We start from the raw sequence: 26,038 nt of genomic DNA, 5'->3' as shown, positions 1-26,038 counted from the left end.
GCTTACAGGACGCCGCATTTCGCGCGGCGTCCTTTGATATTCATGCGGGGATTTCCACACCTGCACCGGCAAGCGCCGCATCACATCTGGCGCAGACGCCCGGATGATCATGGCTGCCGACATCGGGCAGGATCTTCCAGCAACGCTGGCATTTTTCGCCCTCGGCGCGTTCGAAGACCACGCCGATACCCGGAATATCCGGCATGCGGAACGCTTCGTCCGGAACCGGATCTGCGGTGAGATAAAGATCCGAGGTGATGCAGATATCCTCGAAACTGACCGATTTCAGCGCTGCCAGAATCTCATCGTCGCGCACATGGACGACAGGCGCGGCCTCAAGGCTGGCGCCGATGGTCTTGTCGGTCCGCTTCAGCTCAAGCGCCGCCGTGACCACGCGGCGGGCGCGGCGCATGCCATCCCATTTCACGGCCAGAGGCTCATTCAGCCAATCGGCAGGCGTCTGGGGGAAGTCATGCAAATGCACGCTGTCATCCTCTGACGGGAAACGGGACAGCCAGACATCCTCCATCGTGAAGGGCAGGATCGGGGCCAGCCAGGTCACAAGCCGGTGGAACAGCAGGTCCAGCACCGTCCGCGCCGAGCGCCGACGCAAACTGTCCGGCGCATCGCAGTACAGCGCATCCTTCCTGATGTCGAAATAGAAGGACGACAGATCCACCGTCGCAAACTGGAACAGCGCCTGGAATACGCCCTGGAAATCATAGGCATCGTAACCCTGCCGGACCCTATGATCCAGTTGCGCAAGCCGGTGCAGCACCCATTGCTCCAGTTCCGGCATCTGGCCGGGATCGACGCGTTCGGCATCGCTGAATCCAGCGAGATTTCCCAGCATAAAGCGCAGCGTATTGCGCAGGCGGCGATAGCTGTCGGCGGTGCCTTTCAGGATCTCCGGCCCGATGCGGCTGTCGGCGGTGTAATCCACCTGAGCCACCCAGAGCCGCAGGATATCCGCGCCATATTGCTTGATGACCTCGGCCGGCACGATGGTGTTGCCCAGAGATTTGGACATTTTCATGCCCTTCTCATCCAGCGTGAATCCATGCGTCAGCACGCCACGATAAGGCGCACGTCCCCTGGTGGCGCTCGCCTGTAACAACGAGGACTGGAACCAGCCGCGATGCTGATCGGTGCCTTCCAGATAAAGATCGGCAATCCCGTCCGCCGCGCCATCCTCTCGGTCGCGGATCACGAAAGCATGGGTCGAGCCTGAATCGAACCAGACATCCAGCACATCCATGACCTGATCGTATTCGTCGGGGTTTACGATACCGTCCAGCACCTGTTCCTTGAAGCCCGGCTGATACCACGCATCCGCGCCGTCCTTCTCAAACGCCTCGGCGATACGGGTATTCACGCGCTCATCGCGCAGCAGGAAACCCTCCGCGTCAGGCTTCACGCCCTTGCGCACGAAACAGGTCAGCGGCACACCCCAAGCCCGCTGCCGCGACAGCACCCAGTCGGGCCGGTTCTCGACCATCGAATGAATCCGGTTCCGCCCCGTCCGCGGCGTCCATTTGACCAGATCGTCGATGCTGGTCAGCGCGCGCTGGCGGATCGTGTCGCCATATTCGCCCATGCCGTCATCCAGGGGCTTGTCGATGGCCGCAAACCACTGCGCGGTATTGCGATAGATCAGAGGCGCTTTCGACCGCCAGCTATGCGGATAGCTGTGCTTGATCTTCCCCTTGGCCAGCAGCTTTCCCGCCCATGCGAGATTCTTGATCACGCTGACATTGGCCGGACCGTCCTTGCCATCGGGCTGTATGATCGCTTCACCCCCGAAGATCGGGAGATCGGCGCGATAGCTGCCATCCGGCTCGACGTTATAGGTCATCGGAAGGCCGAATTTCAGACCAAGCTGATAGTCATCGTCACCGTGGCTTGGCGCAGTATGGACGAAACCCGTCCCGGCCTCGTCGGTCACATGATCACCGGGCAGCATCGGGACATCGTAATCCCATTCACCCTGCGCATTCTCAACGCCCCGGAGCGGATGGGCAAGCATCAGCCCTTCCAGATCCCCGCTCGTCACATCACCGACCCGCTCATGGCTTTCCACCTTCGCCGCCTGCAGCACGCTTTCGGCCAGAGCATCGGCCAGCACCAGCAACTCACCGGGCTGCGCGGTCGCATTCTCCGCCACCTCGCCCACGCGATAAAGCCCATAGCCGATCTCGGGGTTGAACGCGACGGCGCGGTTCTGCGGGATCGTCCAGGGCGTCGTGGTCCAGATCACGACGCTGGCGTCTTTCTCTTTCACGAAAATACCCTGCGACGTCAGCACCGGGAACCGCACCCAGATCGTATGGCTGGTATGGTCGTGATACTCGACCTCCGCCTCGGCCAGAGCGGTCTTTTCCACCGGAGACCACATCACCGGCTTCGACCCCTGATAAAGCGAGCCATTCATCAGCAGCTTCATGAACTCCGCCGCGATCACCGCCTCGGCGTGGTAATTCATCGTCAGATAAGGATCGTCCCATTTCCCGGTCACACCGAGCCGCTTGAACTCTTCACGCTGCACATCGATCCAGTGATCGGCGAAATTGCGGCATTCCTGCCGGAACTCGACCGTGTCCACGGCGTCCTTGTCCATGCCCTTCTGGCGATACTGTTCCTCGATCTTCCATTCGATCGGCAGGCCGTGGCAATCCCAACCCGGCACGTAACGCGCATCACGACCCATCATCTGCTGCGAGCGGGTGATGAAATCCTTCAGCACCTTGTTCAGCGCGTGGCCGATATGCAGATTTCCGTTCGCGTAAGGAGGGCCGTCATGCAGGATGAAGGGCTTGCGCCCCTCACTCCGGCCCCGCAGCGTGTCATAGATATTCAGCCGCGCCCAACGCTCCAGCCATTCGGGTTCGCGTTGCGGCAGGCCGGCACGCATCGGGAAATCGGTCTGAGGCAGGAAAACGGTGTCGCGGTAGTCGGGGGTATCGCTCATCGGCGGGAATCCTTCGGGTTTAGAACAGGCACACAAAATCCCGGCGGCGCGGAACCCCTACGCCACCGGGCGGATAATTCGTATGATCCGGCCCGTTCTGAACATCTTGGAAGCTATATAAAAACCACAGACGGCACCCGCAAGCCGAGACTGCCTTCCGCGGCCCTTGTCTGACCCGGCAATCACCCTATCTGCAAGGGAAAGCCGCCCGAACAGCAAAGTGCAGCATGAACGACGCCGGAAAAAGCCAAAGCGCCGCTCTCCCCTCGCGTCCGGTCATCAGCGGGCGGGACGAAACCGGGCTGATCCGCGCCAGAGAGGCAGAGATCCGTCGCTTCGTCCGCGCACGTTACGGTATCCGGGAAACCATTGCGCTGCATCGCGCGGCCCTTGGCTGGGATATCTTGCGGGCGCCGCTGAATGTCGCGTTGTCGCCGCTTTTCCTGATCATCCGGCTGATCGCCTCGCTTCTGTCGCTGCTTGGCGCGAAACGTGCCGGAGCATGGCTGGCCGCGCGTCAGATCTTCCTGACCTCCGATGTCGCGCAGCGTATCGAGGCCGATCTGCTGGTGTTTTTCCGTCAGCTTAAGGAAAAGGGCCTAGGCCCCGCCGCCTCGCAGGACACCATCCGGCGTGAGATCTCGGCCTATGCTGAACTGCGCAACGCCGTCGCGGAAATCACGACATCCCTGATCGTTCTGGTCGCCGGACTGGTTCTGTTCAGCCGCGCGACGCCCGGCGTGATTTCTCTGACAGGACCGCTGGCCGAGATGAGGGCGTATGGCTCTGCCGTGGATAATTTCTGGCTAGGAGAGCGGATGGGCCGGGCCTGGTACTGGGCCTTCCCGGTCGAGCTTTCGCCCTGGGAAGTCATCGCGACCGGCATCGTTCTGGCGCTGATCGCCTCATTGATCACGACATTCGCGGGGCTGATCGCCGATCCGGTCCAATGGGCGACCGGGATCCATCGCCGCCGTCTGATGCGGCTGATCAACCGGCTGGACGACCCTGCAAGCGAAAAAGGCGGCAGCGGCCTGCAAAGAGAACATCTTCTGGCGCGGATGGGCGATCTGTCGGATGCGGTGCTCAGCGCATTGCGAAGCTGGAAAAGCTGACCGGCCCGGCTCAGGCCGATTCGCGCAGGGCTTTCTGGATATGATCGACGATAAAGTCGATAAACAGCCGCGTTTTTGGGTCCTGCCGCCTGCGATGCGTATACAGGCATGCCATCTGCACCGGCAAAGGCGGCTCTTTCGGCAAAACGTTAACCAGACGCCGCGCCTTGAGATGATCGACCACCTCAAAGACCGGCTTCAGCGCGATCCCCATCCCTGCCAGAGCCCATCCGGTCAGCACCTCTCCGTGATCGCATTCCAGAGGCCCGACAACGGGGATGCGCTTGATGCCGTCGGCGCTCTGAAGCGGCCATTGAAACTCTGGGGCACCGGGGAAACGGAGATTCAGGCAGTCGTGCTTGTCCCCCACCAGCTCGGCGCTGGTTCTGGGATGCCCGCGACGGGCCAGATAATCGGGCGAGGCGCACAGAATGCGCGGGCAATCCGCGATCTTGCGGATGCGCAGCGAGGAATCCTCTGGCTGGCCAATGATGAACGCCGCGTCCAGACCCTCGGCGGTGATATCCAGCTTCCGGTCAGAAAGGCGCAGCCTTATCTTGATCTCGGGATATTTCTCGCGGAACATTGGCACGGCAGGCGCAATCAGGCGCTGACCGACGCCCAGAGGTGCCGCGATATACAATGTGCCGCGCGGGTTTTCCGTCACATCGCTGATTTCCGCCTCGGCCTCGTCCACCGCCTCAAGGATACGCACCGCGCCGGGATAGAAGATCTGCCCCTGCTCGGTCGGGTTCAGCATGCGCGTGGTTCGCTGGAACAGCCTGACGCCCAGATGTTCCTCAAGCTGAGAGATCCGCGACGACGCCACGGCCGCCGAAATCCGCAAATCCCGTGCGGCGGCAGACATGGAGCCAAGATCGTAAACACGAACGAAGGTGCGGATATTGTCGAGATAGGCCATAGGTTTCTTCGATAAATTTTGAAACAGATAGTTGTTTTTCGCACAAAGAAAAACGCCGCGCCAGATGCGGCACGGCGTTTCCTGTTGCGGTTCCGACGCTCAGGCGACGTTGTGCTTGTCCTTGAATTTCAGGCGATATTCGTGAAGCAGCGGCTCGGTATAGCCCGAGGGCTGCTCTCGCCCCTTGAAAACAAGATCGCATGCCGCCTGAAACGCCAGCGAATCCGAACCGTCACCCATCGGCAGATAATCCGGATCACCCTGATTCTGGCGGTCCACGATGGCAGCGGCATTCTTCATCGCCTCCATCACGCGTTCTTCGCTCACCACGCCATGATGCAGCCAGTTCGCCAGCATCTGAGAGCTGATCCGGCAGGTCGCGCGGTCCTCCATCTGGCCGACATCGTTGATATCCGGCACTTTCGAGCAGCCGACACCCTGATCGACCCACCGCACGACATAGCCGAGAATACCCTGCGCATTGTTCAGGATCTCAGCGTCGATATCTTCCTCGGAATAGAAATTCGACGGGGCAAGCGGAATTTCCAGCAGCTTATCCAGCGAACTGCGCGGGATCTGTTTCAGGATCTCGTCCTGACGTTCACGAACATTGACCTGATGGTAATGCGTCGCATGCAGCGTGGCCGCGGTCGGCGACGGGACCCACGCGCAATTCGCGCCGGATTTCGGATGGCCGATCTTGGCTTCCAGCATCGCCTCCATCCGGTCGGGCATGGCCCACATCCCCTTGCCGATCTGGCCTTTGCTCTGAAAACCGCAGGCGAGCGCGATATCGACATTGCGGTCCTCATAGGCGGACAGCCAGGGCTCATCCTTCATCTGAGCCTTGCGCTTCATGACGCCCGCTTCCATCGAGGTGTGAATTTCGTCCCCCGTGCGGTCGAGGAAGCCGGTATTCACGAAGGCAACCCGATGCCGCGCGGCACGGATGCATTCCTTGAGATTGGCCGAGGTACGACGCTCTTCATCCATGATACCCAGCTTCACCGTATAGCGCGGCAGGCCGAGAATATCCTCGACCGCGCCGAAGATTTCATCCGCCAGAGCGACCTCATCGGGGCCGTGCATTTTCGGCTTCACCACATAGACCGAATGCGCAGAGTTCATCTGCTTGCCGTTCAGATCATGCAGGGCCGCCGTGACGGTATACAGCGCATCCATGATCCCTTCCGGGATTTCCGAGCCGTTCTCGGTCAGAATGGCCGGGTTGGTCATCAGATGGCCGACATTGCGCACGAACATCAGCGCCCGGCCTTTCAGCGAGGCAGGCTGACCGTCCGGCGTCGTATAGGCAATATCCCCGGCCAGACGGCGGGTCATCGGCTTGCCGCCTTTTTCAAAGCTCTCCTCAAGCGTGCCCTTCATCAGGCCAAGCCAGTTACCATAGGCCAGAACCTTGTCATTGGCATCGACCGCCGCGACGGAATCCTCGCAATCCATGATTGCGGAAAGGGCAGATTCCAAACGCAGATCGGACACGCCGGCCTTGTCGGATTTGCCGATCGCGTGATCACGGTCGATATTGATGATGATATGCAGGCCGTTATGGACCAGCACGATCCCCTTCGGATTGGCCGCGTCGCCGATATAGCCCGCAAACGCGTTCGGGTTGGACAGACCGGCCTGCGTACCATCCGCCTCAGCGATCAAAGCGCCATCGCGGATCACATAGGCCGTGGCATCGGCATGGCCGATCCCGTCAAGCGGAACCGCCTGATCCAGAAAATCCTTGCCCCAGGCGATCACTTTTGCGCCGCGCTCAGGGTCATAGCCCTTGCCTTCGGGCAGGCTGCCAAGAGCATCGGATCCATACAGCGCATCATACAGGCTGCCCCAACGCGCATTCGCCGCGTTCAGCGCAAACCTCGCATTCATCACCGGAACCACAAGCTGAGGGCCCGAAACGCTGGCAATTTCGGGGTCTACATTCGCGGTCTCGATCACGAAATCGGGACCCTCGGCGACCAGATAGCCGATCTGATCCAGAAATGCGCGATACTCAGCCGCATCATGTTCGGAACTGCGATGCGCGATATGCCAGCGATCAAGCGCCTCTTGCAGATCCTCGCGTTTTTTCAGTGCATCTGCATTGCGCGATCCGAAACGGGCGACAAGATCAGCAAGTCCGGCCCAGTAATCGTCTGCTGAAATGCCCGTACCCGGCAAAAGTAAGCTCTCGGTGAACTCGGCAAGTTTCTCAGCAACCTGAAGGCCGGATTTCTGCACATGTCCCATAACGGCTATCCTCACTTTACGTCTGCGGGCAAACGACCCGCGCTCTTGATCTGCGGCGCGGCCCGCATTTTCTGCGAACCGCGCCTTGCAACAGATCAAGTGGCAGGAACTGAAGGAATCGGCAAGCCCTGCCTGACGTTGACGCGGCGCAGAGACGCGCCGCGTCAACATTATTTTTGCTCAGTGACCGCCATCGGACTGAAGTGCGGTCTCACGCAGTTCGTCATCCGAAAGAGGTTCTGCACCGTTGAAGATGATATTCAGCGCCAGAGCCGTCAGCGACGCCAGCAGAATACCGGAGTCGATCAGCGGGTGGATAGCGTGAGGGAAGTGCATCTTGAATTCAGGTGCAACCAGCGGGATCATTCCCATCCCCAAAGAGATGGCGACGATCAGCGCATTCGAACGTCTGTCCTTGAAATCCACCGCGGTCAGGATGCGGATACCGGTCGAGGCGACCATCCCGAACATGACCAGACCGGCACCGCCAAGAACCACGGTCGGCAAAGCCTCGACCAGAGCGCCCATTTTCGGCACCAGACCCAGCACGATCATGATGACCCCACCCATGACGCAGACGAAACGCGAGCGTACGCCGGTCACGCCGACAAGGCCCACATTCTGGCTGAACGAGGTGTAGGGGAAGGTATTGAACAGACCGCCGACAAAGGTCCCCAGCCCGTCAGTCCTGAGACCTGCCGCCATTTGCTGCGGCGTCGGACGGCGTCCGCACATCTCTCCGAGCGCAAGGAACATGCCGAGTGATTCGATCATCACCACGATCATGACCAGCGTCATCGTGAGGATCATGATCGGATCGAAGATCGGCATCCCGAAATGCAGCGGCGTGATCAGCGCGAACCAGCCAGCCGTATCGACGCGGTCGAAATGCATCAGACCAAGCGAGGCAGCGACGGCAGCGCCGACAACGATGCCGACAAGAACCGAGATATTCGCCAGGAAGCCCTTGGAATATTTCATCACCAGAATGATCGTGACCAGCACGATTGCGGCGATGATCATGTTCTGGAACGGCGCATATGCGGGGTTGGCGACGCTTGGCGCAACGGCGAAGCCCTCTGGCAGGGCCGGAGCGCCGGGAAGCGCACTTGCTGCCTCGACCCAGCTGGCTGCCTCGGGGCTGACCAGATAGGGCGCGGTCGGGCCGACCGGCACGCCGAAGATCCAGTTGATCCCGATCCGCATCAGGCTGACCCCGATCACCAGAATGATCGAGCCGGTCACCACCGGCGGGAAAAAGCGGATCAGCCGCGACATGGCGGGCGCGATCAGCATCGAAATCACCCCGGCGGCCATGATGGAGCCGAACAGCATCCGTGCGCCCTCTGTCCCCGGATTGGCCAGTGCAATCGACACCATCGGCCCGACCGAGGCGAATGTCACACCCATCATCACCGGCAGCTTGACCCCGAAAAACGGCGTCATCCCATAGGATTGCACGATCGTGATCACGCCGCAGACGAACAGGTCGGCGGAAATCAGAAACGCCACCTGTTCGGGTTCAAGTCCAAGTGCACGGCCAACGATAAGCGGCACGGCGATTGCGCCGGCATACATCACCAGTACATGTTGCAAACCCAGCGTGAATAACTTTGCTGGGGGCAGTATCTCGTCAACGGTATTTGCCGTCATATCTGAGGCCATATCTTGGCTCCCTGTTCTGAAATTCGGTTGCTTCTCAGGCCGAAAAACATCTCGGCCGGTGCGTGTTTTTGTCGCCAGCAGAATAAATGAAAAATCCTGCCGCCAGGAAGGCCATCAGGACGATGGCCGGACCTGCAGGAATGCTCCGCCTGCACTGCACAGGTGCATCGGTTTGATCTGGCGAATATTTTTCATTGCTCCCCCTCTTGGCTCCTCGGCTGTCATTCTAACCGGCCTGTCGTGGCAGCCGATCTTTTTCCGGGCAGGCTTCCCAAGCCGTCACAAGATAAAAAATCTATTTTTATCAGCGCAGTACCTGAAATCCTGCTCCGGATGATTTTCGCGATTGCCGCAAAACTGTTTCGCGATTGACGCAATTTTTCCATCAATCGTTCAGCGCGGCAGGTTCATGTGCCGATTCACATCCTTGTACAGAAGATAGCGGAACGGCCCGGGTCCACCCGCATAGCAGGCCTGTGGGCAGAAAGCGCGTAACCACATGAAATCTCCGGCTTCCACCTCGACCCAGTCCTGATTGAGCCGGTAGACAGCCTTGCCCTCCAGCACATAGAGACCATGCTCCATCACATGGGTTTCCGCGAAGGGAATGACGCCGCCGGGCTGGAAGGTCACGATGGTCACATGCATATCGTGACGCAGATCGGCGGGATCGACAAAGCGTGTCGTCGCCCAGACACCGCCGCAATCCGGCATTTCCGTCGGAGCGATATCGCGCTCATTCGTCACGAAAGCGTCTGGTGCATCCAGACCGTCAACCGCCTGATAGGCTTTCCGGATCCAGTGAAACCGCGCGGCGCTGTCGCCTTCATTGCGCAGAGACCAGCCGGTGCCCGGCGGAATATAGGCATAGCCGCCCGGCTCCATCAGGTGCTGCTTGCCCGCCAGAGTCAGCGTCAGCCCGCCTTCGACCACGAAAATCACCGCCTCGGCTTCGGGACTGGTCTCTGGCCGGTCGCTGCCACCGCCGGGAAGCAGTTCCCCGATATATTGCGAGAATGTTTCCGCGAAGCCGGAAAGCGGACGGGCAATGACCCAGAACCGCGCCTTGTCCCAGAATGGCAGGAATGAGGTCACAATGTCGCTGAACGTACCGCGAGGGATCACCGCATAGGCATCGGTGAACATGGCCCTGTCGGTCAGAAGCTGCGTTTGCGGCGGCAGCCCGCCTTTCGGTGAATAGTAGCTGCGGTCGGCCATGATCGTTCCTCTTTTGATTTTCCGATCATGAAACCGCCAGCCACTGGCTTTGCCAAGCCTTCAGGCGGGGCAGGCAGCCTGAAGCTTTCATAGGCATATTTTGACAATCTGTTCCTGGGTTAAGATCCAGACGACGGATTTTCTTATCCGTTTTTCTTCAGGTTCCACAGCTTCTGCGGCACCCACTCCCTTCACCAAGGCACATGTCGTTGACGGTTTGCGCAAGGAACTCTAATCCGGTCAGGGGAAGAGAAACATCCCCGGTGGGGTGCCCGGACTTCAAATCCGGCGGGGGGCGCACGGCGTCTCCGGTGGGTTCGACTCCCGCCTCTTCCGCCATTCAAGCCGGGACAGGCATTTCACAAGGCCGCATCGCAAATACGCGAAGCTGGTCACGTGGCCGCGAAAATACTTAGCCCAAATCGCCGGATTTCTCCGAGGCAAGGATCGCCCGCAAACCCGCCTCAAGATCGGGATAGAGCAGATCATAGCCAAGAACAGACTTCATCCGGTCGTTCCGAACACGCTTGGAATCGGCATAGAAACTGCGGGCCATCGGGGTCATCTCTGCCTCATCGATGGTTTCGGCGGGCGGGACCGGCAGGCCAGCCATTTCCGCCGCGATCTCGATGCTTCGATCCGGAGGGGCCGGGTCGTCGTCACACAGGTTGAAAACGCGGACAGGCAGAGGGTGATTTGCTGCCTCAGCCGGGAACGCCCCATCTATAGAGGCCACCAGCACACCCGCGATATCATCGACATGAATCCGCGAAAACACCTGACCCGGCTTGATGATCCGCCGCGCAGTGCCACTCCGCAGCTTCGCCAGAGGCCCCCGGTCCGGGCCATAAATCCCTGCCAGCCTGAAGATGGTCAGCGGCCAGCCTGCCTCATGCGCAAGATCAGACCACGCCTGCTCTGCATCCAGCCTTGCCTTGCCGCGAGCGGTCGCGGGGCGTGGCGGCGTGTCCTCATCCACCCAGTCCCCGCCATGATCGCCATAGATATTGGTCGAGGAAAGATAACCGACCCATCCCGGCTTTGCGCGGCGAAGCTCTGCGCGAAACTGCTGAAGCACGGGATCAATGCCGGTTTCGGCTTTATCAGGCCCATTTCTGCGGTCAGGATCGCCGCGCATGACCTCCGGGGCGATGCTGATCAGAATAGCATCCGCATGGCCGATTTCCTCCGTCAGCCGGGCTTCATCTCCGCGCCAGATCAGGGGCCGCGCACCGCTTGCCGCAACGCGATCCGCATCGTTCCGGGTCGTGCCGCTGACCGTCCAGCCCGCCTGAATCAGCCTCGGCGTCAGCGCGGCGGCGGAATAGCCGTGACCGAAGATCAGCATATGCATCACGAGACCCCGAAACGACCGACACTGCGGCCCTTGATGTTGCAGGCCGCACAGGCAGCCGCCGTGCTCATGCGCTCATCTCATCCAGAATTTCGGCGGCGAGCCGGTAAGAGTTCCGCCGCGCCTCGGGATCGTGGATCTGCCCGGTCAGGATCAACTCATCCGGGCGGTACTGCGCGATCAGATCGGAAAGCTGCTGCCGCACCGTCGCCGGACCTCCAACCGCACTGACGCTGAGAGCCTGTCCGACCATGCGTTCCAGCGGTGGGGTGATTTCGGCCAGATCACGGGTAGGCTGGGGAAGCTTGCCCGGTTTGCCGCTGCGAAGCCGGGCAAAGGCAAGCTTCTGGCTGGAATGCAGATAATGCGCCTCATCATCGGTCTCAGCCGCGATGACATTGACGGCAAGCATGAAATGAGGCCCGTTTTCAGCCTCGGCACGACCGGCGGGCTCGAAGCGTTCACGATAAACGCGCAGTGCCTCGGACAGGGCCGTCGGCGCGAAATGCGACGCGAAAGCATAGGGCAGCCCCGCCACCGCCGCCAATTGTGCGCCGAAAAGCGACGATCCCAGCATCCAGATCGGGACATGCGTGCCCTGCCCCGGATGGGCCATCACCTGCGCTCCGGGACGGCCCTCATCCAGATAGGACATAAGCTCTGCCACGTCCTGCGGGAAATTCTCGGCCATATCCGGGGTTTTGCGCAGGGCGCGGAACACCGCACCATCTCCGCCCGGAGCGCGACCAAGCCCGAGATCTATGCGGTCGCCATAAATCGTGGCAAGCGTGCCGAACTGTTCCGCGATGGACAATGGCGAATGGTTGGGCAGCATGATGCCCCCTGCCCCGACGCGGATGCGGGATGTTTGCCCGGCAATATGCCCGATCAGCACCGAAGTCGCCGCAGAGGCGATCCCGATCATATTGTGATGCTCGGCCAGCCAATAGCGGTGATAATTCAGCCCATCCGCCATCTGCGCCAGAGAAACGCTGTTGGCAATCGCCTCTGCGGTCGAAAACCCCTCTGGCACCGGGGCAAGGTCGAGAATTGAATAACGCATGATACCGACTTTCGTGACCAGAATTCTTCCCTCTGCGATTTAGGCACTCAGAGCCTGTCTTGCCAGTGTCGCGCCACGCTGGCACTCTTGGATGAAAGACGAGGCATCTGATGAATGACGATTTTTTCTCTACGGTCACCCCCGATCCGGCAGAGCGCGAGTATTTTACCGACCCCAAAGCCGCCGTGGCGCGGCTGACCCAGCTTTACAACGAAGCCTCGGGATTTCTGACCGAACGTTTCGTGGCCCTTCTGGGCGGCGAAGAACCTCAGGCACGCTATCGCGCCTTCTATCCCGAGGTCAGGCTGACGACCTCCAGCCACAGCAAGATCGATTCACGCCTGTCCTTCGGTCATGTCACCACGCCCGGCAGCTATGCCGCGACGATTACAAGGCCGGAACTGTTCGCGAATTATCTGGAAGACCAGATCGGCCTGCTGACGCGGAACCACGGAACACCGGTCGCTGTCGGCTACAGTGAAACCCCGATGCCGGTGCATTTCGCGGTTGCGACCCGCACCGATCTGAACGTCCCGCAAGAGGGCGTACTGAGTTTCAGCTTGCGCGACGTCTTCGATGTGCCCGATCTGAACACCGTCAATGACGATATCGTAAATGGCACCGCTGAACCCCAGCCGGATGGTGCGCAGGACCTGGCGCCCTTCACCGCGCAGCGGGTCGATTATTCGCTTGCAAGGCTGGCGCATTATACGGCCACGGACCCGAAGCATTTCCAGAATTTCGTGCTGTTCACGAATTACCAGTTCTATGTCGATGAATTCGAGGCCTTCGCCCGCAAGGTTCTGGGCGAATCCGACACGGGCTATACCGAGTTCGTCGCCCCTGGAAACCAGATCATCGACACAGCGGATGGCAAGATCGTTTCCCTTGCCAAGATGCCGCAAATGCCCGCCTATCACCTGAAGCGAGACGGCAATCAGGGAATAACGCTGGTCAATATCGGCGTCGGTCCGTCAAACGCCAAAACCGCGACCGATCATATCGCGGTGCTGCGCCCCCATGCATGGCTGATGGTCGGTCACTGCGCCGGGCTGCGCAACAGCCAGTCGCTCGGCGATTTCGTGCTGGCTCACGCCTATCTGCGCGAGGATCACGTGCTGGATGACGACCTGCCCGTCTGGGTCCCGATCCCGGCGCTTGCCGAGGTTCAGGTCGCCTTGCAGGAAGCTGTGGCCGAGGTCACAAGACTGGACGGGTATGAGCTGAAGCGGATCATGCGCACCGGCACTGTCGCTACGATCGATAACCGCAACTGGGAGTTGCGGGACCAGTCCGGCCCGATCCACAGGCTGTCGCTGTCGCGGGCCATCGGTCTTGATATGGAAAGCGCGACCATAGCCGCGAACGGATTCCGCTTCCGGGTGCCGTATGGCACGCTGCTTTGCGTCTCGGACAAGCCCCTGCATGGTGAGCTGAAACTGCCCGGAATGGCGACGGATTTCTACCGGACGCAAGTTGCCAACCATCTGCTGATCGGAGTCCGCGCGATGGAGAAGCTGCGTGATATGCCGCTTGAGCGTATCCACTCGCGCAAGCTGCGCTCATTCAGCGAGACCGCATTCCTCTGAATCCCAACAAAGCTTACGTTGCGTAATGCGCAAAAAACCGGCGAATTCTGCCCTTTCAGGCAGTTTCACCAAGCTGAGTTGAGAAAAACGGTTGAATTATTCCACGAAAACTAGTGTAGCAAGGTTCATGCCGCGAGAAGCGGCGATAGAATTCCCCTGAATTGGGGCAACGAGGAGACAAATTAATGGCTCAAGCCGTCAAGCCGATGACCAAGACGCAATTCGTCGCCACGCTCGCAGAAGAGATGGGCAGCGACAAGAAATCCGCCTCTGCCGCGCTCGATGCGATCGCCGCAGTGGTAACTCGCGAAGTTTCCAATGGCGGCGCCGTCACGCTGCCGGGCATCGGCAAAATCGCCTGCCGCGCTCGTCCTGAACGCCAGGTCCGCAACCCGCAGACCCAGGAGATGATGACCAAGCCGGCTGACAAGCAGGTGAAGGTGACCGTCGCGAAAGCTCTGAAAGACAGCGTCAACGCCTGATCGGTTTTACGATATCAAACTAAAGGCCGCCTTTCAGGGCGGCCTTTTTCTTTTACCGGCCTTCACGCCAATGATTTCCGCGCTGCCGGGGCTGGTACATCAGGCAAGCTCTGCCTAAGGTCGCACGACGAAACCCGGGGGACGCCATGGATCTCAAGTCAATCTTTATGGGGCTGACCTTTGCGTTCATGTGGGCATCGGCCTTCACCTCTACCCGCGTGATCGTGACGGCGGCACCGCCGCTGACGGCTCTGGTGATCCGTTTCGCGCTGTCGGCGGTGATCGGCATTATGCTGGCTCGTGCCCTTGGGCAGACATGGCGTCTCAGCAGAAATGAATGGCGCGTCCTGATTATCTTCGGGATCATGCAGAACGCCCTGTATCTCGGCCTCAACTGGATCGCGATGCGCACGGTCGAGGCCTCTGCCGCCGCGATCATCGCCTCGATGATGCCGCTTCTTGTCGCGTTTCTGGGATGGGTCTGGCTGGGTGAGAAATTGCGGCCCGTCGCGGTTATCGGGTTGATCCTCGGCGTGATCGGCGTGACCGTCATCATGAGCGTAAGGCTGCAACACGGGCTTGATCTTTTCGGGATGATCCTGTGCCTGATCGCCGTCGTCGCGCTGACCATCGCAACGCTTGTCGCACGTGGTGCAGGCGGAAGCCGGAACATGCTGATGATCGTCGGGTTGCAAATGGCCGTCGGTGCGGTCGTTCTTCTGCTTCCTGCGGCACTCATGGAGTGGGGCCAACCCATCGAATGGAGCTGGACGCTGATCTTCGCCTTCATCTACACGGTCGCCGCTCCGGGACTGGCCGCGACCTTTATCTGGTTCCTGCTGGTCAACCGCATCGGAGCGGTGCGGGCGGCGACATTCCACTTCCTCTCACCGATTTTCGGCGTCACCATCGCCGCGATTTTTCTGGGCGAGCGGTTTGGTCTGTCAGACGTTGTGGGCGCGATCATCGTCGCGGCGGGCATTCTGATGGTTCAGCTTGCCCGCCTGCCGAATACTGCCGCTCAGCCTGCGCCTACAGCCCGGACCGAATCCCGATCCTGACAGCGATTGACCCATTCGCTGACCGATGGCGGCGTCTTCATCGTATCGGGAAACCATGCGAAAGGACTGGCGCAGAGCAGATCAGCAGCACTGAATTCAGCCCCCAGCAAATAGGGCTGCTTCGACAAGACCTCATCGAGCCGCTGAAGCGCTGTGTCATAATCCCGCAGCGAGTCCTTCACAGCCGCGCTGTCGATCTTTTCCCATGCAAGAATAGCCGTCGTCTCCAGCACGCCCTGATACCAGACCAGCCATGACAGATAGCGCCCCCGCATCGGATCGCCAACCGGCCGACCCATCCCCGCGGAGGGAAACCGGTCGGTCAGATAAAGAAAAATCGCAGCCCGCTCACGAATGAAATCCTCGCCATCGGTCAGGTACGGCACTTTGCCTTCCGGATGCGGATTCCCCGGATCGCTTACGCCGGACCCATCCGGTCTTGGAATAGTCACAGTCTTGATGCTCACCTGATCCGTAACGTTCAGCTCATGAAGCAACTGGACCACCGCAGTCGAGCGGGATTTCGGGGCGTGGTAAAGCGTCAGCATGATGGACTCCTTGTTGTTAATGATCCAATCATAGACAGGACATCCTGACAAAAAGCGGCAGCATGGCACGCACCGATCGGTTGATGAGATTGATGGACGCGCTCCGCCGTTTGCCTGCTCCGGTGACTGCGGCACGGTTGGCCAGTGAGACCGGAGTCAGCCCACGCCAGCTTTATCGGGACATCGCAACCTTGCGAGCCGGGGGAGCGCTGATCGACGGAGAAGCAGGATTGGGATACCGGCTGACCGAGGATCCTGCTTTGCCTCCACAGAGCTTTTCACGTCTTGAAATCGAAGCTCTGCGCCTCGCGGTCGATTCTCTGCCCCGGATCGGCGATGATGAACTTGTCGATGCCGCGCGCAGCGCCTTGTCGCGCATCGTCGCCACACTGCCAGAGCGGCAGGCTTTACAGGTCAACCATTCCGCCTTGCGCAGCTTCACGACCGTAACCGACCGGATCCGGCCAAATGTCGATATGACAATGATCCGCAATGCCTGTTGGAATGAAGAAGAAATCCGCCTGAGCTATCGCGACCTTCGCAACCAGCTTACATCGCGCGAGATCCGCCCGATCGGCATGTCATATTCCGAAAACGCATTGTTGCTTTTGGGCTGGTGCCATCTGCGGAACGATTTTCGGCTGTTCCATTGCAACCGCATAATAGAAGCCACGCTGACCGGCCACAGCTTCCGCCCGCACCGCGTCGCTTTGCTGCGCGAATATGCCAGCCGGATGCGCGACGGGCATGAGGCCTGCCGGTAAACCCACATCTCAGCCGACGAAACTTAACGATTACAGCCACACAACTGCATAAAAAGGACCGGACATTCACATGCCCGATCCGGAAACAACCCGTCTGAAATCAGAACTGATAGTTCAGACCAATTTTGATCGTATGCCAGTCCGGCGTCGCTTCAGTCGACTTGCCGTTGACATCCTCAAGATGATCCTTGCCGTAGTTATGGTATTCCCACTCACCGGACAGTGACCAATTCGTGTTGAATTTCCGCTCAACACCTAGACCCACGATATAACCGGTACTGGTTTGTCCCTCATTGATATCCACGGCTCCGGCGACACCCTCAGTTCCGTAAACCGTATAATCGTAATCGATCCGACCAATACCCAGAATCCCGTAAAACCAGGTATTTTTGACATTGTTCAGAGGGCCGGCCTTGAGGCGCAAAGCAAGAACGCTGTTCACCTCATTTTCTGCGCTATATCCGTCGGTTGTGAAGTCGTCGGAGATATCGCCGCCTTCATAGCCAAGTTCGCCCCCGAAAACCCAGTCCCGCGACCCGCCCGCACGCTGCCAGCGGTAACCGAGGCGAAGCCCGTAATTTGCGCCAGACAATTCCAGCTCATTCGGTGTGGTATAGGTACGTTCATTGCCTTGGCCGATACCGACTTCGTCGTCGCCGGAAAACGCATATCCTAGTGTTACACCGGCATAACCGCCTTGCCATGTCAGCGGTTCGATGACTTCGACCGGTAGAACGGCAGGCGCAACGATCGGCGCCACATAACCGCCCGCAAAAACAGCCGAACCGGAAAACAAAGCTGCGGTGGCGACCGGGATCAGGTTAAGTTTCATAGTGAACTCCACGAACAGAGAGCGAAAACTCTCGGTGAATTAGGTAGGCAGACGATAGGAGGAACTGCTGAATACAGCAATCTATCTTAACGTTAGGTTGGCAAGTTATATCCAATTCCACCGCAAAACGCGGCAGAATTAACACAATCCTCATAATAAAAAGAAAGTTTTGATTTACCCGTTCAGATATCCAGATTTTCCACACTCAGCGCATTTTTCTGGATGAATTCGCGCCGCGGCTCTACCAGATCGCCCATAAGCTTTGTGAATATGTCTTCTGCATCTGACAAATCCTCGACCTTGACCTGAAGCATGGTCCGCGCCTGAGGATCCAGCGTCGTTTCCCAAAGCTGTTCGGGATTCATCTCTCCAAGACCTTTATAGCGTTGAAGCGACAGCCCCTTCTCACCCTCAAGGAAAATCGCCGCCAGAAGGCCCAGAGGACCCCAGATCGGCAATTCACGATCCTTGCGCAGCAAGACCGCCGGTTCCGCGTAGATTTCCTGCAATTGTCCGGTCATCTCGCCAAGACGACGGGATTCGGCGGAGCGCAGCATCGGCCCGTCCAGCGTACGGGATTCCTCGACTCCGCGCAGCAGCCGGGTCAGGCGGAGACCGCCATCCTGCGTCGGACGACCTGTCCAGCCCCGCTCATATTCCTCGGCCACCATATCCAGACGCTGCGCCACAAGCGAGGCAACCCCAGCCGCATCCTGATCCACCCGGCCCTGCACCAACGCACCGGCAATCGCCGCCTGTTCCGTGATATGCGGCGGGTAATGTGTCGGATAGGCACGCAGAATGCGCCGCGCCGTGCGGGCTTCCTCGATCACCCGCAGAAGGTCATTGCTGGAAATCGTTTCGCCAGAGGCCAGCCGCAACGTCGCGCCCTCGACTCCTTGCTGGATCAGATAATCCTCAAGCGCGGCCTCATTCTTCAGATACACCTCGGACCGCCCGCGACCGACCTTATAAAGCGGCGGCTCGGCAATATAGAGATGCCCGGCCTCGATCAGTTCCGGCATCTGCCGGAAGAAGAAAGTCAGCAGCAGCGTGCGGATATGTGCGCCGTCTACATCGGCATCGGTCATGATGACGATCTTGTGGTAGCGCAGCTTCTGCAGATTGAACTCGTCCCGCCCGATCCCGGTGCCAAGCGCGGTAATCAGCGTGCCGATCATGTCCGAGGACAGCATGCGGTCAAACCGGGCGCGTTCGACGTTCAGGATTTTCCCGCGCAGCGGCAGCACCGCCTGATTCTGACGCGAACGGCCTTGCTTGGCAGACCCGCCAGCCGAGTCACCCTCGACGATGAACAACTCGGCCAGTGCAGGATCCTTTTCCTGACAATCGGCCAGCTTGCCCGGCAGGCTGGCGACATCCATCGCGGTCTTGCGGCGGGTCAGTTCGCGGGCCTTTCGCGCAGCTTCGCGGGCCAGAGCGGCCTCAATGATCTTGCCGACGATCTGCTTTGCCTCGTTCGGGTTTTCCTCAAACCATTCGGACAGTTTCTCACCGACCAGACCTTCGACCGCGGGGCGCACCTCGGATGAGACCAGCTTATCCTTGGTCTGCGACGAAAACTTCGGATCCGGCACCTTGACCGACAGGACGCAGGTCAGACCCTCACGGGCATCGTCACCGGTGAATTCCACCTTCTCCCGTTTGGCGATCCCGCTTTCCTGCGCGTATTTCGTGATCACACGCGTCAGCGCACCCCGGAACCCGGCCAGATGGGTGCCGCCATCGCGCTGCGGAATATTGTTCGTGAAGGGCAGCACCGTTTCGTGATAGCTGTCATTCCACCACATCGCGACCTCGACGCCGATACCGTTCCGGTCACCCTCGATGAAGATCGGTTCGGGCATCACCGCCGTCTTGGAGCGGTCGATATATTTGACGAACTCGCGCACACCGCCATCATAGAAAAGCTCTGTCCGCATCGGCTCGGCGGGACGTTCATCTTCCAGAATGATGCGCACGCCAGAGTTCAGGAAGGCCAGTTCCCGCAAGCGGTTTTCCAGCGTCTTGAAGCTGTATTCGAGATTCGAGAACGTGCCGTTTTCATCGGTGATCTTCGATGAGGCCAGAAAGCGGACTTCGGTCCCTTTCTCACCAGGAGCGTCACCCACGACCTTCAGATGCTCGACCGTTTCGCCCTTTTCGAACCGGGCGACATGTTCCTTGCCGTTGCGCCAGATACGAAGCTCCAGCCAGTCGGAAAGGGCATTCACCACCGAAACGCCCACGCCATGCAGGCCGCCCGAGACCTTATAGCTGTTCTGATCGAATTTCCCGCCCGCATGAAGCTGGGTCATGATGACCTCGGCGGCGGATACGCCTTCGGTCTTGTGCATTTCGACCGGAATCCCGCGCCCGTTATCGCGCACCGAGACCGAGCTGTCCGCGTGGATTTTTACCCTGACGAAGTCGGCATGACCGGCCAGAGCCTCGTCAATTCCGTTATCGACGACCTCATAAACCATGTGATGCAGGCCGCTGCCGTCATCCGTGTCGCCGATATACATACCCGGACGTTTCCGGACAGCCTCCAAGCCTTTGAGAACCTTGATGGAATCCGCGCCATATTCGGCGGGTTGCTGGGCAGTGTCTGTCATGCCTGATTTTTTCCTGTTAACGTTGCTGATATATAGTCTCTCGCGCAGGCAAAGTCACGGCAAAGACACAGTATTTCGTGGTTTTCCGGCGCGTTGACGCGAACTCTTGCGCGAAACCCCTGCATCGCCTCAGACTTGGAAGATCGCCGATATTGGGGGCAAGACATGAGGTGGGTTCGGTTCATGTTATGGATGATTCTGGGCGTCGCACTGATCTGGGTCGCCGGTCGGCTGGTTTTCCCGGTCCCGCCAACCGAGGGCCGGGACACGGAAAGCGCGATCCCGTTCGATGAATCCACCACGCTCGGACCAAGAGCGGCAGAGGCACTGACCGCGCATCCCGGACAAAGCGGCGTTGTGCCGCTGCCCGGTGGAACGCAGGCTCTGCAAAGCCGACTGGCGCTGATACAAGGGGCCGAGCGCTCGCTGGATGTGATGTATTACATCTGGCACGACGACGAATCCGGGCTGATCCTGATGGATACGCTGCGCGATGCTGCCGAACGCGGGGTGCGTGTCCGGCTTCTTCTGGACGATAACGGCATCGCAGGACTTGATCCGATACTTGCGGCATTGAATACCTTGCCGGATTTCTCGGTCCGGCTGTTCAACCCTTCAGTGATCCGCCAGCCGAAAATGCTCGGCTTCGCGCTGTATCCGCTGCGTATGAACCGGCGGATGCATAATAAGGCGCTCATCGTCGATGGTGCTGCGGCCATCGTTGGCGGCCGCAATATCGGCAATGAATATTTCGCCGTCGGCGATGCGCCTGCATATCTCGATCTGGATGTGCTCGGCGTCGGTCAGGTCGTTCCCGACACGGCAAGGATCTTCGACGAATACTGGAACAGCCAGCCGGTTCTGGCACTTGAACAGGTCATCAGCGGCAGCGGCGATATGCAAGCGTTCGACCGGGCAGTCGAGACGGCGCAGAACTCCGAAATCGGCCGCGCCTTCACCGCAAGCGCCCGGACCGCCGCAAGCCGGATGACCGAGGGAGAGGCTCCGTCGATGGAATGGACCACCGTTCAGGTGGTGGCGGATGATCCGGCCAAAGGGGTCGGAGAGGCAACGCGAAGCGAATTGATGATTACGCGGCTGCGCGACATTCTGGGTGGCGTTGATCGCAGCCTCGATCTGATTTCCGCATATTTCGTACCGGGCCGGCAGGGCAGCCGGATGTTTGCGGAACTGGCCCGGGATGGAGCACGAATCCGGGTGCTGACCAATTCATGGCAGGCGACCGATGTTCCTATGGTCCATGCGGGCTACGTCAAATACCGGCGCGAGTTGCTTGAGGCAGGCGTTCAGCTTTATGAGTTGAAGCATGTCAGCGGTTCACCCGCCGGGAAAGAGGAGCTCGGCCCAGTCGGGTCCTCGGGCGCATCGCTTCATGCAAAGACCTTCTCGGTTGACGATGCAAGGCTGTTCATCGGCTCTTTCAACTTCGATCCCCGCTCAGCCCTGCTGAATTGCGAGATGGGGTTCCTGATCGAAAGCGCCGATATGGCACGGGCAGGTGCTGACGCGATGACGGATCGGCTGGCGGATCGAAGCTATCAGCCGATGCTGGTCGATGGTGACATGCAGTGGCGCGATCCGCAGCCGGATGGCACGGCGCGTATCATCGACAGCGAACCGGATCTGGGTCTGTTCGACCGGGTTCTGGTCTATATCCTGAACCTCCTGCCGATTGAGGGGTTATTGTAACCTTATCGCTCGACAGCAGATGAGACGCCCGCCGTCTTGCTGATCTCGATGCGCCGGGCGCGGTCGTCGAAGGCCGTGAAAAGCTCGGCCCCGGTGCCGGTCAGGATGGTCTGCGCAGGCAGAACCGAGACCTGATCATAAAGCGCCGCACGCCGGTCATCATCCAGATGCGCCGCCACTTCATCCAGAAGCAATATCACCGGCTGATCCGACAGCGCACGCGCATTCGCCAGAATAAGCGACAAAAGCAGCGCTTTCTGCTCTCCGGTCGAGGACAGCGCCGCAGGCATATCGTCCTCGCCCCAGCTTGCCCCGAGATCGGCGCGATGCGGTCCGGTCAGACTTCGGCCCGCAGCCAGATCGCGGGCACGCATCGATTCCAGCCGACCGAAAATATCCGCGGCATTCGGATCATCGGCAAAGCCCTCTCCCGGCAAAAGACGCAGCCTTGCGGCGGGGAAGCCGGTCTCATCCTCTTGCGCCGCCATCAGGGATTTCAATGCGGCAAGGCGATTCACCGTGATCCGCGCCCCTGCCTCGGCCATCTGCGCTTCAACCGCGCGATACCAGCCGGGATCGGTGATCTGGTCGCGTAACATACGGTTCCGCTCACGCATGGATTTCTCATAGATCAGCGACGCCTCGGCGTGATCCGGATGAAAGCTGAGCGTGATGCGGTCGATAAAACGCCTCCTTCCCTCTGGCGCATCGGTCCAAAGCCGGTCCATCGCCGGTGTCAGCCAGATCACCCGCATCAGCGTTCCAAGCACAAGCTGCGGCACCTGTTTATCGTCCAGCATGACCTCGCGTCGGCCACCGGGCGGGGCGGTTGTCTCGGCCTGATGATCACCGATACCGGCCCTTATACGCCAGCCCGCCCCGACGCCCTGCCGCGCCTGATCATGTGGCGCGGCGCCGCGCATCCCCCGACCCGGCGACAACATCGAGACCGCCTCAAGCACATTGGTCTTGCCCGACCCGTTCGCCCCATAAAGCGCTACTGGCCGCGCATCGAGATCAAGATCGAGGCGCGGCCAGGAACGGAATTGGGCAAGTGTCAGGCGGTGCAGGCTCACACGCGCATCGGCATGACGACATAAACCGCCGAGGGGTCCGTCCCCTCACGGATCAACGCGGCGTCGCCCGAGCCGTTGAACATGAAGACAGCATTCTCGCGGTCGATCTGCGCGGCGATTTCCTGCAGATATTTGGCGTTGAATCCGATCTCCAGCGCTTCGTCGCCATAGGCCACCGCAAGTTCTTCATCGGCGGTCCCGGCATCAGGCGCGTTTACGGACAACACCACCCGGTCCATATCGAGCGCAAGCTTGACCGCCCGAGAGCGTTCGCTGCTGACAGTGGCCACACGGTCCACGGCGCGGGCGAAATCATTCGCATCGACTTCCATCTTGCGGGCATTCGCCACTGGAATGACGCGGGTATAATCCGGGAACGTACCGTCGATCACCTTCGAGGTCAGGGTGATATTCGGCGTCGCAAAGCGCACCTTGGTTTCGCTGACCGAAACGGCAATCTGGGCCTCGTCGTCCTCCAGCAGCTTGCGAAGCTCAGCCACGGTCTTTTTCGGAACGATGATACCGGGCATATCCCCGGCCCCCTCGGGCAGAGCCGCGTCGATCCGGGCCAGACGGTGCCCATCGGTCGCCACGCAGCGCAGCACCTTCCCGTCCTCAGCATCGGCGATATGCATATAGACGCCGTTCAGATAATACCGCGTCTCTTCGTTCGAGATGGCGAATTTGGATTTGTCGAAAAGCCGCCGCAGGACAGCAGCGGGGGCGGCGAAATTCGCCGTATATTCGGAATTGGCCATGACCGGGAAATCCTCGGTCGGCAGCGTGGCCAGTGCGAAGTTCGACCGTCCGGCCTGCACGGTCAGCCGGTCATTCGCGCTGTCGACCGCAATCGTCACCAACGAGCCGTCAGGCAGCTTCCGTGCGATCTCATTCAGCATCTGCGCCGAAACCGTCGTCGCGCCGGGGCGTTCGACCTGAGCCGTGGTGCGGTCGACAACTTCGGTATCCAGATCCGTGGCGCGGAAGCTGACACCGTCCGGGGTCGCCTCGATCTGCACATTTGCCAGAATCGGAATTGTGTGGCGGCGTTCCACGACGGATTGCGCCTGCGCCACGGCCTTTACCAGATCGGCCCGTTCGATCGAGAATTTCATAATCTGTCCTCTGTCTCGCGCACCGGATTGTACGCCTCAACCGGCATCTGGCCGGTTGAAGGAATGTCGATGGAAATGCGTCCGGAATCAAGCCTCGAGGGAACGGCGAAGAAGCTGAACGTCTTCGGCCATCCCGTGATCCTCGGCGCAGAGCTCTTCTATCTTCCTCACACCATGCATGATCGTGGTGTGATCGCGGCCTCCGAAGCGGCGTCCGATCTCGGGCAGGCTACGGGTCGTCATCTGCTTGGCCAGATACATGGCAACCTGACGCGGGCGGGCAATGGTGCGGACACGTTTCTGCCCGACCAGATCGGCCAGCTTGATATTATAATGTTCGGCCACTTTCCGCTGGATATCCTCAATCGACAATTTGCGATCCGAGGCCCGCAGAATATCCGCCAGACAATCCTGCGTCAGTTCCATGTCGATCTTGCGACCCACCAGACTGGCAAAGGCAAAGAGGCGCTGCAACGCGCCTTCCAGCACACGCACATTCGAGGTGATCCGGTGGGCGAGAAACTCCAGCACACCGGGTTCGATGCACAAACCGGCATATTGGGCGCGGAACGCATCGGTCTTGGACTGCAGGATGCCAAGGCGCAATTCGTAATCCGTCGGGTGCAGATCCACGACCAGACCGCATTGCAGACGCGATTTGATGCGGTCCTCAAGATCCTTGATCTCCCCCGGCGCACGGTCGGCGGAAATCACGATCTGCTTGCCCTGATCGACAAGCGCATTGAATGTATGGAAAAACTCTTCCTGCGTCGATTCCTTGCCGGCGATGAACTGGACATCATCGACCATCAGCACTTCGACCGTGCGGAACATTTCCTTGAAATCCATCACTGTCCGTTCACGCAGCGCCTGAACAAAGCGATACATGAACTGTTCCGCCGACAGATAGAGAACACGCGATTCGGGACGGCGGGTGCTGATCTCACTGGCGATGGCGTGCATCAGATGCGTCTTGCCAAGTCCGACCCCGCCATAAAGGAACAGCGGGTTAAAGGTCACCGGCCCGCCTTCGGCGACACGGCGGGCAGCGGCATGAGCAAGCTCATTCGGCTTGCCGACGACAAAATTGTCGAAAGTGAAACGCGCATCGAGCGGTGCCGACATATCGTTTTCCGCCGGGCGCACCGGCTCGGCCGCATTGCGCCGCGCAGGCGCACGTCTTGGCGCTGCCGCGACGTTGAAGCTGATCCGCGTGACCGCCGCACCGGCATCGTGCAGAGCCTCACGAATGGCTTCGGCGTAATGCCTCTGCACCCAATCGGAAATGAACCGCGTCGGTGTCGCGATCCGGGCCTCTCCGGCCTCAACCCCGGTCAAAGCCAGAGGCGCAATCCATGCGGTATGATTATTGCTGCCGACCCGCCCACGTAGCGTATCACTGGCCCTGTCCCAAAGCTCTTGCATTATTATCTTCTCGTTCGTCTTGTCCCCAACTCCCGGCACCGTCAGGCACCGGGCGATTCACAGCACGTCGGGATCCGGCCAAGACATATGATGCATGAGAATAAACCTCACACACCTGTCTCTGGCCGAGACAGAAACGAACTAACCCTGCGGAAGGGGTGGCAGCCCCTTCCGCCTTGTCTTGCTCTGACCGATTAACGGTCTTCCAAATCGCTTCCGTGAAGTCGGCGGCAGGACCGACTCGGGCGCGATTTCCC

The 26,038-nt window shown here is 59.8% G+C and carries 20 protein-coding genes and 1 tRNA gene; 8 read left to right on the top strand and 13 right to left on the bottom strand.

The features are described from left to right. Window positions 1-40 precede the first annotated feature (40 nt). Window positions 41-2,968, bottom strand: a complete 2,928-nt coding sequence (gene ileS, locus PAE61_RS01315; protein WP_271113644.1) for an isoleucine--tRNA ligase — start codon at window positions 2,966-2,968, stop codon at window positions 41-43. Between the two features lie 227 nt (window positions 2,969-3,195). On the opposite strand from ileS, the gene PAE61_RS01310 reads away from it, so the two are divergent. Continuing rightward, the gene (locus PAE61_RS01310) at window positions 3,196-4,083 is read left to right on the top strand and encodes a DUF6635 family protein (protein WP_271113643.1); all 888 of its coding nucleotides are present in this window, start codon (window positions 3,196-3,198) and stop codon (window positions 4,081-4,083) included. Window positions 4,084-4,093: 10 nt separating this feature from the next. Here PAE61_RS01310 and PAE61_RS01305 read toward each other — a convergent pair whose 3' ends face one another. From PAE61_RS01305 to PAE61_RS01295, 3 genes are all read right to left on the bottom strand, one after another. Beyond that, the gene (locus tag PAE61_RS01305; protein WP_271113642.1) at window positions 4,094-5,005 is read right to left on the bottom strand and encodes a LysR family transcriptional regulator; all 912 of its coding nucleotides are present in this window, start codon (window positions 5,003-5,005) and stop codon (window positions 4,094-4,096) included. A 99-nt stretch (window positions 5,006-5,104) separates the two neighbouring features. Continuing rightward, complete coding sequence (locus tag PAE61_RS01300; RefSeq protein WP_271113641.1) at window positions 5,105-7,261, bottom strand: malate synthase G; 2,157 nt, start codon at window positions 7,259-7,261, stop codon at window positions 5,105-5,107. Window positions 7,262-7,441: 180 nt separating this feature from the next. Next, window positions 7,442-8,926, bottom strand: a complete 1,485-nt coding sequence (locus PAE61_RS01295) for a nucleobase:cation symporter-2 family protein (RefSeq protein WP_271113640.1) — start codon at window positions 8,924-8,926, stop codon at window positions 7,442-7,444. 240 nt (window positions 8,927-9,166) lie between these two features. Between PAE61_RS01295 and PAE61_RS01290 the strand changes: the two genes are divergently transcribed. Continuing rightward, entirely contained in the window at window positions 9,167-9,298 is a 132-nt protein-coding gene (locus PAE61_RS01290; protein WP_271113639.1) for a hypothetical protein, read from the top strand. Window positions 9,299-9,319: 21 nt separating this feature from the next. Here PAE61_RS01290 and PAE61_RS01285 read toward each other — a convergent pair whose 3' ends face one another. Next, entirely contained in the window at window positions 9,320-10,144 is an 825-nt protein-coding gene (locus PAE61_RS01285; protein ID WP_271113638.1) for a bifunctional allantoicase/(S)-ureidoglycine aminohydrolase, read from the bottom strand. Between the two features lie 245 nt (window positions 10,145-10,389). Here PAE61_RS01285 and PAE61_RS01280 point away from each other — a divergent pair. Continuing rightward, window positions 10,390-10,483: transfer RNA gene (locus tag PAE61_RS01280), tRNA-Sec, on the top strand. Between the two features lie 73 nt (window positions 10,484-10,556). Here the strand turns inward: PAE61_RS01280 and PAE61_RS01275 are convergent. Next, entirely contained in the window at window positions 10,557-11,501 is a 945-nt protein-coding gene (locus PAE61_RS01275; RefSeq protein WP_271113637.1) for an SDR family oxidoreductase, read from the bottom strand. A 64-nt stretch (window positions 11,502-11,565) separates the two neighbouring features. Beyond that, a complete protein-coding gene (locus PAE61_RS01270; protein WP_271113636.1) occupies window positions 11,566-12,561 on the bottom strand; it encodes an LLM class flavin-dependent oxidoreductase in 996 nt (331 codons plus the stop codon). A 110-nt stretch (window positions 12,562-12,671) separates the two neighbouring features. Here PAE61_RS01270 and PAE61_RS01265 point away from each other — a divergent pair, with 110 nt between their 5' ends. The 3 genes from PAE61_RS01265 to PAE61_RS01255 all read left to right on the top strand — a co-directional run bounded on the left by PAE61_RS01265 (window position 12,672) and on the right by PAE61_RS01255 (window position 15,693). After that, complete coding sequence (locus PAE61_RS01265) at window positions 12,672-14,150, top strand: AMP nucleosidase (protein ID WP_271113635.1); 1,479 nt, start codon at window positions 12,672-12,674, stop codon at window positions 14,148-14,150. A gap of 185 nt (window positions 14,151-14,335) precedes the next feature. After that, window positions 14,336-14,632: an HU family DNA-binding protein gene (locus tag PAE61_RS01260; protein WP_271113634.1), complete on the top strand. Its 297-nt coding sequence runs from the start codon at window positions 14,336-14,338 to the stop codon at window positions 14,630-14,632. A 146-nt stretch (window positions 14,633-14,778) separates the two neighbouring features. Continuing rightward, on the top strand, window positions 14,779-15,693 hold the full coding sequence (locus PAE61_RS01255; protein ID WP_271113633.1) for a DMT family transporter: 915 nt from the start codon (window positions 14,779-14,781) through the stop codon (window positions 15,691-15,693). Here PAE61_RS01255 and PAE61_RS01250 read toward each other — a convergent pair. After that, window positions 15,654-16,241, bottom strand: a complete 588-nt coding sequence (locus tag PAE61_RS01250) for a glutathione S-transferase family protein (protein ID WP_271113632.1) — start codon at window positions 16,239-16,241, stop codon at window positions 15,654-15,656. The genes PAE61_RS01255 and PAE61_RS01250 overlap by 40 nt on opposite strands. Window positions 16,242-16,303: 62 nt before the next feature. On the opposite strand from PAE61_RS01250, the gene PAE61_RS01245 reads away from it, so the two are divergent. Further along, entirely contained in the window at window positions 16,304-17,005 is a 702-nt protein-coding gene (locus PAE61_RS01245) for a helix-turn-helix transcriptional regulator (RefSeq protein ID WP_271113631.1), read from the top strand. Window positions 17,006-17,105: 100 nt separating this feature from the next. On the opposite strand, the gene PAE61_RS01240 is transcribed toward PAE61_RS01245, so the two are convergent. Together PAE61_RS01240 and gyrB are read right to left on the bottom strand one after the other, a co-directional pair. After that, complete coding sequence (locus PAE61_RS01240) at window positions 17,106-17,837, bottom strand: outer membrane protein (RefSeq protein WP_271113630.1); 732 nt, start codon at window positions 17,835-17,837, stop codon at window positions 17,106-17,108. A 182-nt stretch (window positions 17,838-18,019) separates the two neighbouring features. Beyond that, window positions 18,020-20,455 carry a DNA topoisomerase (ATP-hydrolyzing) subunit B gene (gene gyrB / locus PAE61_RS01235; RefSeq protein ID WP_271113629.1) on the bottom strand — a complete coding sequence of 812 codons (2,436 nt, stop codon included), beginning with the start codon at window positions 20,453-20,455 and terminating at the stop codon, window positions 18,020-18,022. Window positions 20,456-20,620: 165 nt separating this feature from the next. On the opposite strand from gyrB, the gene PAE61_RS01230 reads away from it, so the two are divergent. Next, window positions 20,621-22,165 carry a phospholipase D family protein gene (locus PAE61_RS01230; RefSeq protein WP_271113628.1) on the top strand — a complete coding sequence of 515 codons (1,545 nt, stop codon included), beginning with the start codon at window positions 20,621-20,623 and terminating at the stop codon, window positions 22,163-22,165. Window positions 22,166-22,167: 2 nt separating this feature from the next. On the opposite strand, the gene recF is transcribed toward PAE61_RS01230, so the two are convergent. The 3 genes from recF to dnaA all read right to left on the bottom strand — a co-directional run bounded on the left by recF (window position 22,168) and on the right by dnaA (window position 25,784). Further along, a complete protein-coding gene (gene recF / locus PAE61_RS01225; protein ID WP_271113627.1) occupies window positions 22,168-23,241 on the bottom strand; it encodes a DNA replication/repair protein RecF in 1,074 nt (357 codons plus the stop codon). Next, window positions 23,238-24,356: a DNA polymerase III subunit beta gene (dnaN, locus tag PAE61_RS01220; protein ID WP_271113626.1), complete on the bottom strand. Its 1,119-nt coding sequence runs from the start codon at window positions 24,354-24,356 to the stop codon at window positions 23,238-23,240. The genes recF and dnaN overlap by 4 nt, the downstream gene beginning before the upstream one ends. Window positions 24,357-24,443: 87 nt before the next feature. Continuing rightward, entirely contained in the window at window positions 24,444-25,784 is a 1,341-nt protein-coding gene (gene dnaA / locus PAE61_RS01215) for a chromosomal replication initiator protein DnaA (protein ID WP_434803141.1), read from the bottom strand. Window positions 25,785-26,038 lie beyond the last annotated feature (254 nt).

This window comes from Paracoccus aerodenitrificans (assembly GCF_027913215.1).
Classification (GTDB): Bacteria; Pseudomonadota; Alphaproteobacteria; order Rhodobacterales; family Rhodobacteraceae; genus Paracoccus; species Paracoccus aerodenitrificans.
The sequence above is the reverse complement of the archived record's forward strand: the minus strand, read 5'-3'. Positions and strand labels throughout refer to the sequence as shown.

Bases quoted from the DNA above. Each gene is read 5' to 3' on its own strand.
- ileS (WP_271113644.1), bottom strand. From the start codon at position 2,968: ATGAGCGATACCCCCGACTACCGCGACACCGTTTTCCTGCCTCAGACC.
- PAE61_RS01310 (WP_271113643.1), top strand. From the start codon at position 3,196: ATGAACGACGCCGGAAAAAGCCAAAGCGCCGCTCTCCCCTCGCGTCCG.
- PAE61_RS01305 (WP_271113642.1), bottom strand. From the start codon at position 5,005: ATGGCCTATCTCGACAATATCCGCACCTTCGTTCGTGTTTACGATCTT.
- PAE61_RS01300 (WP_271113641.1), bottom strand. From the start codon at position 7,261: ATGGGACATGTGCAGAAATCCGGCCTTCAGGTTGCTGAGAAACTTGCC.
- PAE61_RS01295 (WP_271113640.1), bottom strand. From the start codon at position 8,926: ATGGCCTCAGATATGACGGCAAATACCGTTGACGAGATACTGCCCCCA.
- PAE61_RS01285 (WP_271113638.1), bottom strand. From the start codon at position 10,144: ATGGCCGACCGCAGCTACTATTCACCGAAAGGCGGGCTGCCGCCGCAA.
- PAE61_RS01270 (WP_271113636.1), bottom strand. From the start codon at position 12,561: ATGCGTTATTCAATTCTCGACCTTGCCCCGGTGCCAGAGGGGTTTTCG.
- PAE61_RS01265 (WP_271113635.1), top strand. From the start codon at position 12,672: ATGAATGACGATTTTTTCTCTACGGTCACCCCCGATCCGGCAGAGCGC.
- PAE61_RS01260 (WP_271113634.1), top strand. From the start codon at position 14,336: ATGGCTCAAGCCGTCAAGCCGATGACCAAGACGCAATTCGTCGCCACG.
- PAE61_RS01255 (WP_271113633.1), top strand. From the start codon at position 14,779: ATGGATCTCAAGTCAATCTTTATGGGGCTGACCTTTGCGTTCATGTGG.
- PAE61_RS01250 (WP_271113632.1), bottom strand. From the start codon at position 16,241: ATGCTGACGCTTTACCACGCCCCGAAATCCCGCTCGACTGCGGTGGTC.
- PAE61_RS01245 (WP_271113631.1), top strand. From the start codon at position 16,304: ATGGCACGCACCGATCGGTTGATGAGATTGATGGACGCGCTCCGCCGT.
- PAE61_RS01240 (WP_271113630.1), bottom strand. From the start codon at position 17,837: ATGAAACTTAACCTGATCCCGGTCGCCACCGCAGCTTTGTTTTCCGGT.
- gyrB (WP_271113629.1), bottom strand. From the start codon at position 20,455: ATGACAGACACTGCCCAGCAACCCGCCGAATATGGCGCGGATTCCATC.
- PAE61_RS01230 (WP_271113628.1), top strand. From the start codon at position 20,621: ATGAGGTGGGTTCGGTTCATGTTATGGATGATTCTGGGCGTCGCACTG.
- dnaN (WP_271113626.1), bottom strand. From the start codon at position 24,356: ATGAAATTCTCGATCGAACGGGCCGATCTGGTAAAGGCCGTGGCGCAG.